Below are 14,572 nucleotides of genomic sequence, written 5' to 3'. Positions count from 1 at the left end.
GCCGGCATCCTAATCAAACCAGTTGTGATTGGCCAGTTGCCGCGTCCCGTCTAAGCTCGCGAAGATCGTCTGCGCAGAAGGAGAACAAGATGCGGATGCTGATGGTGGGAGCGGCGCTCATGATGATGACATCTGCTGCCATGACGTCTGGTGCCATGACCTCTAGTGCAATGGCGGACGATGACGACGACAAGAACGCGCAGAAGCTCGCCATGCAGGGCCGCGACGATTACTGGCATTGCCTGGCGCGGGAATATTCGCGCGACTCGAATCAAGGCCTGTCGGAGCAGGAATTCGGCCGCTCGGTCGCAGGGGCCTGTCCGTCCGAGCGGCAATATTACCGTGTGGCCCTGCTGGACTATCTCACCACCCAATATCCGAACATCGATGCCGGCGCCCATCTCGCGACCGCGAACAGGGCGGTGGAGTCGGCGCAGAAGGACATCGTGACGGCCTTCGTCAAGCACAGGCCGCCGCAGAAATAGCTCGATCGACCGCCGCAGTCCCGGGGGCCTTCCGGCGCCGTGTTCATCCGTGGTATCACTCGCCGCATCTGGAACAGGGATGGGTTTCCATGTCGTCTGAGTCGGTGGGGGGCATTCTGGGCGCGATCGTCGCGGCGGTCGTGCTTGCGGTCGCCGTGGTCTTCGGGCCGATCGGCCAGTACGGCAAGCCTCCCAAGCCGGCCAAGGCCGAGCCGGCTCCTGCTGCGGCACCCGCAGCCCCTGCCGCGCCCGCGCCGCGGGGCCCGGTAATCAAGGAAGTCCCGAACTAATCCCGGAAAGGGGCTTTTGTCCCCTTGAAAAGCGGTTTTGCCGTCCCCATCTAGCTTCTAACGGCGACGTTGAGAGAAATACTCCGGCGCTGGGACGACCTTGGAATAGCTTGGGCCTGCGCCGGATGTACGCGCGGTCCGCCGTTCCGGGGTCGTTGGCATTTTAGGGCCCGTTTTGGCCCGTCCCCCCTCAAAACCCCGGCTTGGCAGCGCAGGACGCGGCGGATATACGCTGCCGTCATGAATGAAGCGATCAGACCGGGCTCCGACCATCCGCCGCAGGCTCAAGAGGGGCCGGAACTGTCGGTCATCGTCCCGACCTTCAACGAGCGCGACAACGTCACGGTGCTGTACCGGCGCCTGGAGGCGGCGCTCGTCAACGTCGCCTGGGAAGTCGTGTTCGTCGACGACAATTCGCCCGACGGCACCTGGGACGTCGTGCGCGAACTGGCGCAGCGCGACAGCCGCGTGCGCTGCGTGCGCCGCATCGGCCGCCGTGGCCTGTCTGGCGCCTGTATCGAGGGCATCCTGGCCTCCAGCGCGCCCTATGTGGCCGTGATCGACGCCGACCTCCAGCACGACGAGACGCAACTGCCGAAGATGCTGCTGCTGCTCGCCAGCGACCAGGCCGAGCTCGTGGTCGGCAGCCGCTATATCGAGGGCTACAAGAGCGAAGGCTTCAACAAGCAGCGCGCCGGCGCCAGCGCACTGGCGACCGAGGTCGCCAGGAAGATGCTGCGGGTCGAGATCGCCGATCCCATGAGCGGCTTCTTCATGATCCGCCGCGACCGTTTCGAGCAGCTCGCGCCAAAGCTGTCGGTGCACGGCTTCAAGATCCTGCTCGACGTCGTCGCGACCGCCCATGGCGGCTTGCGCGCCGTCGAGATTCCCTACACGTTCGGCGCCCGCCAGCATGGCGAGAGCAAGCTCGATTCCATGGTCGCGCTCGACTTCCTGGGCCTGGTGCTGGCCAAGCTGACCAACGACATCGTCTCGCTGCGCTTCATCCTGTTCGCGATGGTCGGCGGCATCGGCCTCGTGGTGCACCTCACCACGCTGTTCATCGCCCTCCAGCTGTTCAAGGCGCCGTTCGCGGAGGCGCAGGCCGCCGGCGCCATCGTCGCCATGACCAGCAACTTCATCCTCAACAACTTCCTCACCTATCGCGACCAGCGGCTGAAGGGCTTTGCGCTGCTGCGCGGCCTGATCGCCTTCTACATCGTGTGCAGCGTCGGTCTGCTCGCCAATGTCGGCGTCGCCTTCTCGGTCTACGACCAGGAGCCGATCTGGTGGCTGGCCGGTATGGCCGGCGCGCTGATGGGCGTGGTGTGGAACTACGCGATGTCCGGACTGTTCGTCTGGCGCAAGAAATAGCGCGAGATGGGCGGAGCTGACGCGCGGATCGTCCGCAACACCGCGCTGGCGATTGTCGCGCTGGTGGCTTTGCGGCTCGTCGCGGCCGCCTTCACGCCGATCACCTTCGACGAAGCCTATTACTGGATGTGGTCGAAGAACCTGGCCGGTGGTTACTACGACCACCCGCCGATGGTAGCCTACGTCATTCGCGCCGGCACCATGATCGCCGGCGATACCGAGCTCGGCGTCCGCCTGGTCTCGATCCTGCTCGCGCTGCCGATGAGCTACGCGGTCTACCGCTCCGCGGCGATCCTGTTCGGCGGCGCCCGTGTCGCCGCGACCAGCGCCATCCTTCTCAACGTGACGCTGCTGGCCTCGGTCGGCACGCTGATCGTGACGCCCGATGCGCCGCTGCTGGTCGCCTCCAGCTTCGTGCTGTTCTTCCTCGCAAAAGTGCTCGAGACCGGCCGCGGCGCCTGGTGGCTTGCGGTCGGCGCCGCGGTCGGCGCGGCGCTGCTGTCGAAATACACCGCGATGTTCTTTGGCGCCGCCATCCTGATCTGGCTCGCGTCCGTGCCGAAGCTCAGGCGGTGGTTTCTCTCCCCCTGGCCCTATCTCGGCGGTCTCGTGGCCCTGGCGCTGTTCTCGCCGGTGATCCTCTGGAACGCGGACCACCAATGGGTCTCGTTCGCAAAGCAGCTCGGGCGTGCGAAGATCGAGGACTTCCGTCCGGTCTTCATCGCCGAGCTGATCCCGACCCAGGTCGCGTTCGCGACCCCGCTGGTCTTCATCCTCGGCGCGATGGGCCTGCACGCGCTGACCTGGCACCGGGCCGGCGCGCTGGCCTCGCGCGTGCTGATCGAGACGATGTTCTGGACCATCGTCGTCTATTTTGTCTGGCATTCGCTGCATGCCCGCGTCGAGGCCAACTGGTTTGCGCCCGTCTATCCACCCTTCGTGATCGCGGCCGCGGCCGCCGCCAATCTCGTGCAGTGGAAGCCGCGCCAGCGGCGCCTGGCGGACTTCTGCCTGCGCTGGGCCGCACCCGTGGGCATCGTGATGTTTGCAGCGTTGATCGTGCAGGCCAACACCGGCTGGCTGTCGGGCTATCGCCGCGATGCGACCGTGCGCAGCGTCGGCGTCGGCTGGCGCGAGCTCGCCGCGGCAATCGAAGCCGAGCGCGCGCGCAATGGTGCGACCTGCGTGCTTGCGCCGGATTACGGCACCACCGGCTGGCTCGCCTTCTATCTGCCGCGCGGCACCTGCGTGGTGCAGCAGAACCAGCGCATCCGCTGGGTCAACATGCCCGAGCCCGATCCCAAGCTGCTCGCCGGCAAGCTGCTCTATGTCGACGAGCTGCGCGGCGAGGGGCACCCCGCCCTCAACGGCCTTTTTGCGAAGGTGACGCAAATCGCGCAATTGCAGCGCAAGCGCGGCCCGCTCGTGGTCGAAACCTACGGCATCGATCTCTTGGAAGGCGCCAGTGGCGATGTGCTCGACCGCTCGCCGCCGCCGGAAGCGCGGTAGTAGGTTGTGAGGAAGCCGCAACTTCCTCCTCATCGTCGTCCCGGCGAAAGCCGAGACCCATACCGCGTGATTTATCGATGAGCGCAGGTACCCGTACCGCGCGAAGATCTGTTCACGACTAGTCTTCGCCAAACCTCTCCCGGGAGTATGGGTCCCGGCCTCCGCCGGGACGACGGCGGAGTGTTGAGCAGCGAGCGGTGGCTGTTCAGCCGGATATCTCTGCTTGGGTGGCCGCCGCGCCCGGCTTGCTCTCGTCGCGCCAGAACCAGACCGTGACCGTGCCGGAGCGGCCGCGGACCTGCGTGCGCAGCGGGCCCCTCAACGTGCTGTCGGGATCGCCGAGATAGTCGGCCGCATCCAGCAGCGTATCGCTCAGCGCGAGCTGCGCGCCGTTCTGGGCCGCGACCTCCATCAGCCGGTTCGCGACGTTGACGGTATCGCCGTTTGCCGTGATGTGCTGGTGGCTCTCGCCGAGACGGGAGGCGACGATCGGGCCGAAATGCGCGCCGATCTTGAAGCCGAGGCGGCCGCCAATCGCGGGCGGCAGTGATGCCATCCAGCGCTCGACGCTGCGATGCAGGTCGATAGCGCATTTCAGCGCGCGTGCCGCGTCATCCGGCGTCGCCTCTGGCAGGCCGAACAGGATCATGGCGCCATCGCCGAGAAAGCTGATGATCACGCCGCCGCAATCGACCGCGGTCTTGTCGATCAGCACATGGAACGCTTTCAGGATATTCTGAAGATCGTCCGGATCGATCCGTTCGCTCAGCGCGGTGAAGCCCGAGAGATCGATGAAGACGACGGCCGCATCCTGCCGGACCGGCTTCGCCAGGAAATCGGGATGTCGCGCCAGCCATTCCTGCACCGCCGGCGCCTGGAACTGCGCCAGCGACCTGCTCTTGGCGGTGAGATATTGCGCCTTGCGGCCGCCAGCCCAGAGCTGCACGCCGGCAAAGACCGCAACCGGTGGCACCGTTGCTGCAAGCGTGGTCGCAGCGTTCAGCCAGAGGCCGTGCGTGAAGGCGAACAAATTGAGTCCGGCCCAGGCGATCATCACGACGGCTGCTGCGACAATGCCGAGCGCGCTGCGTCGCCAGGCGAGCAGGCCCACCAGCAGCACTGGCAAGAGGATCGCGGTGAGCGCATCGGCGATATGAACCTTGTGGTCACGCGTGATGCCGTCGCCCGCAACGAGATGCGTGATCGCAGTGGAGATCACCTCGACGCCCGGCATGAGGGAATCGAACGGCGTCGGATAGAAGTCGCCGCCGCCGGCGACCGAGGCGCCGATCACCACGATCCGGTTCTCGATCGCCGCGCGCGCGAGTGTGCCGTCGAAGATGCTCTGCGCGCTGACGGTGCGGATGGTGCGGCGCGGCCCGTAATAGGTGATCGGCAGCGCGAAGTCGCTGTCGGTCGGCACCGCGCGATCGCCGAGCATGAGACGGTCCGGCGCGATCGTCAGCGGCTTGTCGAGCGCGCGGGTCGCGACGCGCAAGGGGAATGAGAGCTCGACCTTGTCGTGGGTCCGGAACAGCATCGGCACCGAGAGCGGCGAGCCCGACTGCCCGGTGGCGACGTTGACGACGCCGACATCGGCATGGTCGGCAAACGCCGGCAGCGGCAGCAGGAAGCGCTCGGCTTGCGGCAGCACGGCGAGGGGACCCTGGCTGCTGGGCGCCACGGTCTCGCTGGCGGACGGGAAGATCGCAGCGGCGGCAAGCACCATGGGACCGGTGGCGAGCGTACTGGCGAGCGTCGCATCGCCGATCGCGGCGCTGCGGTCGACCAGCAAGAGGTCGATCGCGACGACCTTGGGCTTGAACTGCACGATGGTATCGACGACGCGGGCGAGATCGGCGCGCGGCAGCGGATAGCTGCCACCGCGCTTCACCACGGTGTCGTCGATCGCGACGATGGTGACGAGATCTGGCGGCGCCTGCACGCCGCGGACCTGCGTCCGCCAATCCGTCAGCGTCGCCTCGAGGCGGTCGAGAAAGCGCAGATGGCCGTTGGCGTGACCGACATAGATGCCGGCACCCCACAGCGCGGTGAGGACGAGAGCCACCAGGATCTGAACGCGTCTAGTCATTACGTACTGCAATCTTCTTTGTCGCCCGAGCCTTGCTGCGCGAGCCTTAATCGTATTATCGGAGCCTTATCGGCCCAGTCTTATTGACCCAGTCTTATTGGCCTAGTCTTGCCATCAGCGCGTCGACGCGCGGCTGGCCCCATGTCTTGACGGTCAACGGGCCTGTTACCTCGACATCGACGCCTTCGCCCGGTCCCAGCACGACGCCGCGTCCGCCGCTCCTGCGGGAGACGCCGACACGGCCATCGGCGACGAACACCGCGGTCTTGGTCTCTGCGACATCGACGGCCCATTTCGTGCCGCGCACCGCGGCGATCGCCCGTGGCGTCAGCACCTTGAAAGGATTGCCGCGGGGCTTCTTGGGCACATCGACCAGCAGCGCCTTGCTGCTCAACTCCACGGAGTCAATATGTCCGTCGCGGTTGGCGTCCTTAAGTTCAAACCTGGCGCCATTCTCCGCAACGATCGTGATCCCGTTGTCGCAGCGCCAGGTCTGTGTCCCGGCTGCTGATGGCGACGGCGCGCAGCCCGCATTGGCCGGCTGCGCGGCCGCGTATCCCGTCAACAACAACGACCACGCCAGAATGAAAAATCCGGCGGGTGCGATCCCTCTCATGCCAGCCTCCGTTCGCGTGCTCGGCACAGTTCAAGGCGATGCTGATACGGTACCGTATCACACGCAGAGGCTGCTGAATAGTGCCGCTTCTCGCAGCTATTTTCGCGCTGCGGCATTTTCCAGATCCGATGCGATCAACTTTCAGTCAGGGCGCCGTGCCGCGTGAGCGCCAAGTCTCTCCCTCTCATCGCGAGCGGAGAGAGGCGAATGGGAGATGGCGCGCACCAGCCTCGCGCAATGCTCCCCCGTTATCATCAGGGCATTGAAGACCACGAAAATGACTTGGTTGGATGTACTTAGAGAGGCGGCCGTAAGACGTTCGCTGATCGCCCGATCCAGCCGAGAATTATGGTTAACAAACGCGACTAAGTCCGTAGTTCTGCGGGCTTTTTTCTCAGAATGAGACAGCGTTAACGAGCTGCCCCACATCTGCCCGAACTTAATCCGCATTTAACTAAAAGTCGCCTTAATGACGCTCCGACCCTCTGCGAGATGCTGTTCCCGGATCGTGACCAGCGGCGCTTCGAAGGGGGACTGAGTGACACCGTCCTGGACGCAAGGCGAATGAGTACGAGTATCGCTGCGCAGAGTAACGCGGCACGGAAGTCCAAAAATCTTGGTAAGAATTTTCTTCGGAAGCCTTCCCGGAAAATGACCACCACCAATTGGCTTGGCGCCGCGGCGATCGGCTGCGTCGTGATGGGCGCCGGCTGGACCATCTACAGCAACGTCTTCGGCGCGAGCGTCTATCCGACCGTCGGCAGCATCGGCTACGACGAGCCCGTCATCAAGCGTGCGCCCAAGGTGGTGCTGCGCGAGGCCAGCGACGCCATCAACGAGACCTTTGCCCTGCTGCTGCCCGACCGGCTCCAGGTCGCAGCCCCCATCTCCCGCGAGATGTTCAACGAGCGCTTTGCCGCCGCCGCGACGCAGGGCGTGCCTTCGAATGCGCCGAGCGCCGCGCCTGCGACCCAGGTTGCTGCGGCCAAAGACGCCCCGAAGCAGAGCGTGATCGCGAAGGTCGCGGAAGCACTGAAGCCGGCGGCCAAGAACACTGACAAGACCACCGACAAGACTGCGGACAAGGCCAAGCGCGCGCCGGAGGGCCAGATGCAGCTGGCCTCGGCCGACCCCGCCGAGATCGTGCCGGCGCCCGAGGCAAAGCCAAAATCCTTCGCCGATCGCGCCAAGGCCGCGGTGATGTCGATCACCGGGCCGCGCCAGTCGATGGTGGAAAAGCTCTGGGGCAAGCGTGAGCCGTCCGGCGGGCTTTTGGCCTATGCCTCGGCCGATGCCAGCGTGACCTCGGCCATCGCGCCGAAGGAGCAGAACCCGATGTTCGGCGGCGCGCCGCCCTATGAGCGCGACACGGCGGTCTACGACATCACCGCCAAGATGGTGTATCTGCCCGATGGCACCAGGCTCGAGGCGCATTCCGGCCTCGGCTCCAATCTCGACGATCCGCGCTCGCAGCGCACCCGCATGCGCGGCGTGACGCCGCCGCACATCTACACGCTGAAGCCGCGCGAAGCGCTGTTCCACGGCGTGCCGGCGCTGCGCCTGACCCCGATCGGCGGCGAGAGCGCGATCTACGGCCGCGACGGCCTGCTCGCGCACACCTTCATGCTCGGGCCGAACGGCGATTCCAACGGCTGCGTGTCGTTCAGGGATTACTACGCGTTCCTCGACGCCTACCGCAACAAGGGCATCCGCAAGCTCGCGGTGCTGGCGCGGGTGGACTGATCTTCGTTGATACCGGTTGATCGAAAGGGCCGCTCGCAGCGGCCCTTTCTTTTTGCGCGACGTGTCAGCCCGGCCAGCACTGTCCTCCGCCGTCGATCCTCAGCACCTGGCCGGAGACGAACGCGCCCATGGGGCCTGCGAAGAATTCGACGACCCGGGCGATCTCGTCGACGGTTGCGATCCGGTCGAGCGTGCCGGTCTCGACCATCCTGCCAGGGTCCACTGCGCGCGTGCCGAGGAAACGGCCGGTGCGGGTATCGCCAGGCGCGATGCAATTGACGGCGATATCGTAGGGGCGGAGCTGATCGGCGAGGCAGCGCGTGTAATGAGTGACGCCGGCCTTCGACACCGCATAGATCGAGCCCTGGGTGCGCCCCTTGAAAGCGGCGACCGAGCCGAGCGTGACGATACGTCCGCGCCGGCGCTCCATCATACCCTTCGCGACGGCCTGGCAGGTCAGGATGGTCGAGAGCAGATTGCGCTCCAGCACCGCGCGTACGTCGGCCTCCTTGATGTTCACCGCGTCGTTCGGATCGGGCTTGCCTCCGGCGGCCGCGATGTCGCCGCCCGCATTGTACACGAGGATGTCGATCGGGCCGAGCGCGCCTTCCGTCTCGGCGATCACGCGCGCGATGTCCTCGCCCTTGGTGAGATCGCCCAGCACGCGCTGGCTGCGGACGCCGAATTGCTGGCCGATTTCTGCGGCCACCGCAGTGAGGGTGGTGCCCTCACCATATTCCGCCGGCCCGTTCTCGCGCATGCCATGGACGGCAACATCAGCGCCGAGCCCGGCAAGTTTCTCCGCGAAGGCGCGGCCGAGCCCGCGTCCTGCGCCGGTCACCAGCGCGACCTTGCCGGCCAATACCCTCGTAATGTCGTGCGGCGCCATGATCTTGCTCCGTCGTGCAATGCCAGTCGGTCGCAAGATCTAGCTCAATCGCCAACCTCTGTGCCAGTGGCGTGTCACGCCGGGCCCGTCGCAAGCGTCTTCCGCAAGGCCATCTCGGTTGTGACCGCTTCCTTTATGGTGGGCCGCCCCTGCATGCGTTCGAGATAGGCCGACAACGACGGCCATTGTGCGATGTCGACCCCTGCGGGACGGAGCAGCAGCAAGGCCCAGGTGAGATGGGCATCCGCGACGGTGAAGCCGTTGCCGACGAGGAACTCGTGGTCGGCAAGGTGCGCTGACGGCACCGACAGGGTCTGCGGGATCCGTGCGCGCGGCTTGGCGAGCGAGCCTTCGTCGCTGTACCAGAAGGTGGGAAACAGGAACGCCTTGTGGATCTCTGCGCCGATGAAGCTCAGCCATTCCTGCAGGCGATAGCGATCGGGATCGCCGAGCCGCGGCGCAAGACCCGTGTCCGGTTTCAGATCGGCGATGTATTGCAGCACCGCCGCGCTTTCGGTCAGCCGTTCGCCGTTCTCCAGCACCAGGACCGGCACCGCCCCCTTCGGTGATACGCCGCGAAAGTCGCTGTCGTCGCCCACGACCTGCTTGGTCCTGAGCTGCACCAGATGATAGCGCGCGTCGAGGCCTGCTTCCATCAGCGCGATGCGGCTCGCAAGCGAGCAGGCCATCGGCGAGAAATAGAGTTGCAGCATCGCGTTGCTCCATTATTTCAGTGCATCGCCGCGCGCGATGATGGCGAAGCGGTCGGATAGCTCGGCGAGTGCAACCTCATGGATGGTCCGGGCGTCCAAGGTGCCGCCGCGTCCGTCCGGCAGGTCGCGCGTGGCGCAGGCATCGGCGTCGATCGTGGTGCGAAAACCGAGGTCCAGCGCGGCGCGCGCGGTGGAGCTGACGCACATATGCGTCATGAAGCCGGCCAGCACGATGTTCTTCCTGTCGGTTGCGGCAAGGCGCGCTCGCAAATCAGTGCCGGCAAAGGCATTCGGCAACTCCTTCTCGATCACCAGCTCCCCGGCTTGGGGGCTCAGCTCGGCGACGATGGCGCCACGCTCGGCGCCGCGATCGAACAGGCTGCCGGCCTTGCCGCGATGGGCGATATGGGTGATCGCGGCTCCGCTCTCGCGAGCCCGTGCCAGGAGCGCAGCCGCCCGCGCGATCGCAGGTCTCGCGTCGGGCAAGGCGAGAGGACCTTCGAGATATTCGTTCTGGATATCGATCAGCACCAGCGCGGCGTCGGCAAGACGCGGCGGGTTGAGATCGGCGCCGGCGAGCTGCAGCAGGGTCTTTGCGGTCGTCATGGTCTTGGCAATCTCCGGGGCAAAAAGGCTGAACAAACATAGCTCCGGCAACGCCTGCCGATATGCAGGGATATTGCAGCGGGTGGCTGCGATATTGCAGGCACCTCCCGGTCGGTATAACCTCACACGATGAACTGGGACGATCTGCGCATCATCGCTGCCGTCAGGGACGAGGGCACCTACGCGGGCGCCAGCGCGCGGCTGCGCATCGACGAGACCACGGTCGGGCGCAGGCTGTCGCGCATCGAGCGTGCGCTCGGTTTGCGTTTGTTCGAGGCCGCCGACGGCGTCCGCAGGCCGACGCGGAGTTGCGAGGCGGTGCTGGCGCATGTCGAGGCGATGGCCGCGCATGCCGCCGAGATCGGTCGCCTCAGCGAGAGCCTGGAAGGTCCGGTGGGACGCCTGCGCATCGCCTCCACCAACACGGTCGCCGAGGAGGTGCTGTCGCCGCGCGCAAGCGGCTTCCTGCGTGCCAATCCCGGCCTGACGCTGCAATTCCTCACCTCGAGCGAGAACGTCAAATTCTCGCGCTGGGAGGCCGATCTCGCCATCCGCCTGCGCAAACCCGACAAGGGCGACTTCGCAATCTCAAAGCTCGGCGATATCCGGATCTATTATTTCGAGCCTGTGACGACCGAGGGCGAGCCGATGCTGTGTGCGTATCCGGACGAGCTCGGGGCCATTCCCGAGATGCAATTCCTGCGCACGAAGAAAGCCCGCGCGCGCTGCGTCACCGACAACGTTCGCGTCATCCGTAATCTGATCCGCGCGCATCAGGCCGCCGGTGTGTTGCCGGAGTATGTTTGCGCGGACCTGCTCGGCGATCGCCGCCTGCGCGCCACGCCGCTGCAGAAGCGCCGCGACGTCTGGCTGCTGGTACAAAACCATCTCAAGCGCGACGCCGCAGCGCGCGTGACGATCGACTGGGTGAGGGCGTGCTTCCAGGAGATGTCGCGCAGTTGAGGCGATGTCTCGGTGTGACGATCGCAGATTGCTGTTGCAGCTTTTGGTTGATGGGATCTCCGTCTGATCCTAACATTCGGTCGTCATTCCGGGGCGGCGCGAAGCGACGAGCCCGGAATCCATAACCACAGGCGGATGCAATGACGTACTACGTCTACATCCTGGCAAGCAGGAAATATGGCACGCTGTACATTGGCGTAACGAGTGACCTTGTTCGACGCGTGTACGAGCACAAGACGAAGGTCGTTCCAGGTTTCACCAAGCGATACGGCGTCGACAAGCTGGTTCTTTTTGAGATTTTCGACGACCCCACAAGCGCGATCGCTCGCGAGAAGGAGCTCAAGAAATGGCGGCGGGATTGGAAGACGCGATTGATCGACGAACAGAATCCGAATTGGGATGACCTCTATAGCGGTATCTCCAGTTAGGCCTGTGGTTATGGATTCCGGGCTCGCGGCTTCGCCGCGCCCCGGAATGACAAGAAAAAATCTTGCGCCATCCCCCTTGCAACCCGAACGTGCCTGGTCTATTAGCGCCGTCCTTCGCTAGGCCATGGGTTCGGGCTCTCTGAGATCCCGACTGGCGCGGGCCGGTCTCCGGCTTCGTGTTCCGCCGAATGAAGGAGAAACGCAGGACGTAGCTCATGGAGAGCGTCGGGCTGAACACCCGAAGGCATCGGTTCGATTCCGGTCTCTTGCACAAAGGATAGCTCAGTTTGGTAGAGCAGATGACTTTTAATCATCCTGTCGCGGGTTCGAATCCCGCTCCAGCGCTCCGTTTCAGCCTGAAAAGCTGATACCTCTGAAGGGGACCGGACGCGCGCTTCAGTCGCCGTCCGGCTGCATTGCCCAAAAGGCTTTCGTCCGAACAACGACACTGTGAGACCGGCTTTGCGCCGCGGGTCGATACCGCTTGCGCTGATGCCGGGTGGCTCCGCATGACCGCGCGACACACCTCGCGCGATCGCGCGCGTGCGCCCGCCATCACGCAAGCTCAAGCCCCGGTCCGCCGATGTCATGGGAAGCGTCGTCCGCGTCCTCACATCCTTTGCAAACGAAACCTGTTGTCCGGCATCCGGCCGGACGCAAACGAAGGAGGCGTGCCATGGCGTCTGAAAAGACCTGGCATTTGCTGACGACCACGATCACCGTGAAGGACGGTGAGCGCGCGCTACTGACGCGGAACGGCCAGCTCGAGCGTGTGCTCGCGCCTGGCCGGCATCGCCTGTTCGATCTGCGCAACGAGCTGACGGCTGTCGTGTTCAACGTCGTGGGGACTGAATTCCCTGCGGATCGTTACGCCGTGCTGAAGGCCGCGCGGCCCGATCTGGCCGCCGAGCTGTTCGAGGCGGTCGAGACCAGGGCGGACGAGGTCGCCATCGTCAGCCTCGACGGCCGGCCCGTGCACCTGATGACGCCCTGGCAGGTGCGCGTCTACTGGAAGGTCGCAACGAGCATCGATGTCGAGCGCATCGATGTGTCCGCTGATCCCAAGGTCAGCGCGCGGCACCTCGCCATGATCGAGCGCAACCGCTCGGCCGTGACGTCGGAGACGGTGGTCGAGAACCACGAGGCGGGTCTTCTCTACGTCGAGGGCCGGCTCGTGGAGCGGCTCGCGCCCGGCCGGCACGCCTTCTGGACCGTCGGCCGCAAGATCGAGGTGAAGCGCCTCGACCTGCGGCCCCAGGCGGTCGAGATCACCGCGCAGGAGATGCTGACCAAGGATCGCATCGCGCTGCGGGTGACGCTGACGGCGTTCCGTAAGGTGGTCGATCCCGAGCGGACGGTTGCGACCGTGCCCGACGTGGATGCGTGGCTGTACCGCCTGGTGCAGTTCGCGATCCGCGAAGCGGTCGCGGGCCGGACGCTGGACGAGGTGCTGTCTGCGAAGGCGGCGCTGGATGCGGAGCTGCGCGACTATGTGCGTGCACGCGTCGCGGAGTCCGGCGTGGAGGTGACCGAGCTCGGCGTGAAGGACGTGATCCTGCCCGGCGAGATCCGGGAGCTGGTGAACAAGGTGGTGGAGGCGGAGCGGGTCGCGAAGGCGAACCTGATCCGCCGGCAGGAGGAGACCGCGGCGACGCGTTCGCTCCTGAACACCGCCCGCCTGATGGAGGAGAACCCCCTGCTGCTGCGGCTCAAGGAGCTGGAGTCTCTGGAGCGGCTGGTCGAGAAGGTCGGCCGCATCGACCTCCATGCCGGCGACGGTCAGGGCCTCGATGCCCTCTTGACCCGGCTCGTGCGCCTGAAGGCGCCCGAGAGCGCATGAAACGGAAGGGCCGCCCACGGGCGGCCCTTCACATCCGCGTCGCTTGCGCTGAACGCGATCCGCGCGACGCGCGACCAATTCGCATGTTCGCAGGGGATTGCACGCGCGCGCAGGTTGCGTAATCTCACGATAACGATCTTGATCAGGCAGGCGCATGACCACTCTTGAGCAAACGATCCGTCCCTCGGCGCGGTCCAGCGAATGGAAGGCGATCGTCGTCCTGATCCTGCTGATCCCGGTGCTGTGGTCGCCGCCGTTCCTGGTTCGCTTCTTCCTGTACAAGCCGTTCAACATCCCGTCCGGCTCGATGACGCCGACGCTGGTCGTCGGCGACTATGTCCTCGCCGCCAAATACGCCTACGGCTATGGCCGCTATTCCTTCCCCTTCGCACCGTCGGGCCGCATCCTTGCCGCCGACCCCGAATACGGCGACATCGTCGTGTTTCGCACGGCGAAGGACACCTCGGTCGATTACGTCAAGCGCGTAATCGGCCTGCCCGGCGACCGGGTCCAGATGCGGAGAGGGCAGCTCATCCTCAACGACCGCGCGGTGACGCGCGTGGCATTGAAGGAGGTGTTTGCCGGTGCTGCCTGCGGAGGCGATGACGAGGCGAAGGCCAAACGCTGGCGCGAGACGCTGCCGAGCGGCACGAGCTATGTCACCTACGATTGCGTCGACAATGGCTTCCTCGACAACACCAGCGTCTACACCGTGCCGCCAGGCCATGTCTTCGTGCTCGGCGACAACCGCGACAACTCCACCGACAGCCGCATGATGTCGGCGTTCGGCTTCGTGCCGATGGACAACCTCGTCGGCAAGGTGACGCGGATCTTCTGGTCGCTCGACGAGAACGGCGATCCGCACATGGAGCGGCTTGGCAAGGTGGAGTGAGGGGCGCGGTCTCATCCCGTCATTCCGGGGCGCCTCTCGGGCACCTTCGTAGCCCGGATGGAGCGCAGCGAAATCCGGGAAGACTGCCCGCGATGGACGCACTGTCCCGGATTGCGCTGCGCTCCATCCGGG

The 14,572-nt window shown here is 65.4% G+C and carries 14 protein-coding genes and 2 tRNA genes; 11 read left to right on the top strand and 5 right to left on the bottom strand.

What is annotated here, in order from left to right:
• Nucleotides 1-89 precede the first annotated feature (89 nt).
• The 4 genes from IQ16_RS10155 to IQ16_RS10140 all read left to right on the top strand — a co-directional run bounded on the left by IQ16_RS10155 (nt 90) and on the right by IQ16_RS10140 (nt 3,658).
• The gene (locus IQ16_RS10155) at nt 90-485 is read left to right on the top strand and encodes a hypothetical protein (RefSeq protein WP_018645824.1); all 396 of its coding nucleotides are present in this window, start codon (nt 90-92) and stop codon (nt 483-485) included.
• A gap of 89 nt (nt 486-574) precedes the next feature.
• A complete protein-coding gene (locus IQ16_RS10150) occupies nt 575-775 on the top strand; it encodes a hypothetical protein (protein WP_018645823.1) in 201 nt (66 codons plus the stop codon).
• A gap of 240 nt (nt 776-1,015) precedes the next feature.
• Nucleotides 1,016-2,149, top strand: coding sequence for a glycosyltransferase family 2 protein (locus IQ16_RS10145; protein WP_018645822.1), 1,134 nt, complete (start codon nt 1,016-1,018; stop codon nt 2,147-2,149).
• A gap of 6 nt (nt 2,150-2,155) precedes the next feature.
• Entirely contained in the window at nt 2,156-3,658 is a 1,503-nt protein-coding gene (locus tag IQ16_RS10140; protein ID WP_018645821.1) for a glycosyltransferase family 39 protein, read from the top strand.
• 205 nt (nt 3,659-3,863) lie between these two features.
• Here the strand turns inward: IQ16_RS10140 and IQ16_RS10135 are convergent, their stop codons facing one another.
• Complete coding sequence (locus IQ16_RS10135) at nt 3,864-5,750, bottom strand: CHASE2 domain-containing protein (RefSeq protein ID WP_018648256.1); 1,887 nt, start codon at nt 5,748-5,750, stop codon at nt 3,864-3,866.
• Nucleotides 5,751-5,844: 94 nt separating this feature from the next.
• Nucleotides 5,845-6,366 carry a FecR domain-containing protein gene (locus tag IQ16_RS10130; RefSeq protein ID WP_026312859.1) on the bottom strand — a complete coding sequence of 174 codons (522 nt, stop codon included), beginning with the start codon at nt 6,364-6,366 and terminating at the stop codon, nt 5,845-5,847.
• Nucleotides 6,367-7,017: 651 nt separating this feature from the next.
• On the opposite strand from IQ16_RS10130, the gene IQ16_RS10125 reads away from it, so the two are divergent.
• Nucleotides 7,018-8,109 (top strand): DUF2778 domain-containing protein, encoded by a 1,092-nt coding sequence (locus IQ16_RS10125; RefSeq protein WP_018648258.1) that lies wholly within the window; start codon nt 7,018-7,020, stop codon nt 8,107-8,109.
• Between the two features lie 64 nt (nt 8,110-8,173).
• Here IQ16_RS10125 and IQ16_RS10120 read toward each other — a convergent pair whose 3' ends face one another.
• The 3 genes from IQ16_RS10120 to IQ16_RS10110 all read right to left on the bottom strand — a co-directional run bounded on the left by IQ16_RS10120 (nt 8,174) and on the right by IQ16_RS10110 (nt 10,317).
• Nucleotides 8,174-8,998, bottom strand: coding sequence for an SDR family NAD(P)-dependent oxidoreductase (locus IQ16_RS10120; protein WP_018648259.1), 825 nt, complete (start codon nt 8,996-8,998; stop codon nt 8,174-8,176).
• A gap of 74 nt (nt 8,999-9,072) precedes the next feature.
• Nucleotides 9,073-9,711: a glutathione binding-like protein gene (locus IQ16_RS10115; protein ID WP_018648260.1), complete on the bottom strand. Its 639-nt coding sequence runs from the start codon at nt 9,709-9,711 to the stop codon at nt 9,073-9,075.
• A 12-nt stretch (nt 9,712-9,723) separates the two neighbouring features.
• Nucleotides 9,724-10,317 carry a cysteine hydrolase family protein gene (locus IQ16_RS10110; RefSeq protein WP_026312861.1) on the bottom strand — a complete coding sequence of 198 codons (594 nt, stop codon included), beginning with the start codon at nt 10,315-10,317 and terminating at the stop codon, nt 9,724-9,726.
• 129 nt (nt 10,318-10,446) lie between these two features.
• Here IQ16_RS10110 and IQ16_RS10105 point away from each other — a divergent pair, with 129 nt between their 5' ends.
• From IQ16_RS10105 to lepB, 6 genes are all read left to right on the top strand, one after another.
• The gene (locus IQ16_RS10105; protein WP_018648262.1) at nt 10,447-11,280 is read left to right on the top strand and encodes a LysR family transcriptional regulator; all 834 of its coding nucleotides are present in this window, start codon (nt 10,447-10,449) and stop codon (nt 11,278-11,280) included.
• A 140-nt stretch (nt 11,281-11,420) separates the two neighbouring features.
• Nucleotides 11,421-11,708, top strand: a complete 288-nt coding sequence (locus IQ16_RS10100; RefSeq protein WP_018648263.1) for a GIY-YIG nuclease family protein — start codon at nt 11,421-11,423, stop codon at nt 11,706-11,708.
• Nucleotides 11,709-11,909: 201 nt separating this feature from the next.
• Nucleotides 11,910-11,979 (top strand) — tRNA-Phe (locus tag IQ16_RS10095).
• Between the two features lie 4 nt (nt 11,980-11,983).
• Nucleotides 11,984-12,049: transfer RNA gene (locus tag IQ16_RS10090), tRNA-Lys, on the top strand.
• A gap of 335 nt (nt 12,050-12,384) precedes the next feature.
• Nucleotides 12,385-13,548, top strand: coding sequence for an SPFH domain-containing protein (locus tag IQ16_RS10085; protein ID WP_035668385.1), 1,164 nt, complete (start codon nt 12,385-12,387; stop codon nt 13,546-13,548).
• A gap of 154 nt (nt 13,549-13,702) precedes the next feature.
• Nucleotides 13,703-14,440, top strand: a complete 738-nt coding sequence (gene lepB / locus IQ16_RS10080) for a signal peptidase I (RefSeq protein ID WP_026312863.1) — start codon at nt 13,703-13,705, stop codon at nt 14,438-14,440.
• Nucleotides 14,441-14,572 lie beyond the last annotated feature (132 nt).

The organism is Bradyrhizobium huanghuaihaiense, from assembly GCF_007830635.1.
GTDB lineage: Bacteria > Pseudomonadota > Alphaproteobacteria > Rhizobiales > Xanthobacteraceae > Bradyrhizobium > Bradyrhizobium huanghuaihaiense.
This window is presented reverse-complemented; position numbering and strand designations above follow the sequence as displayed.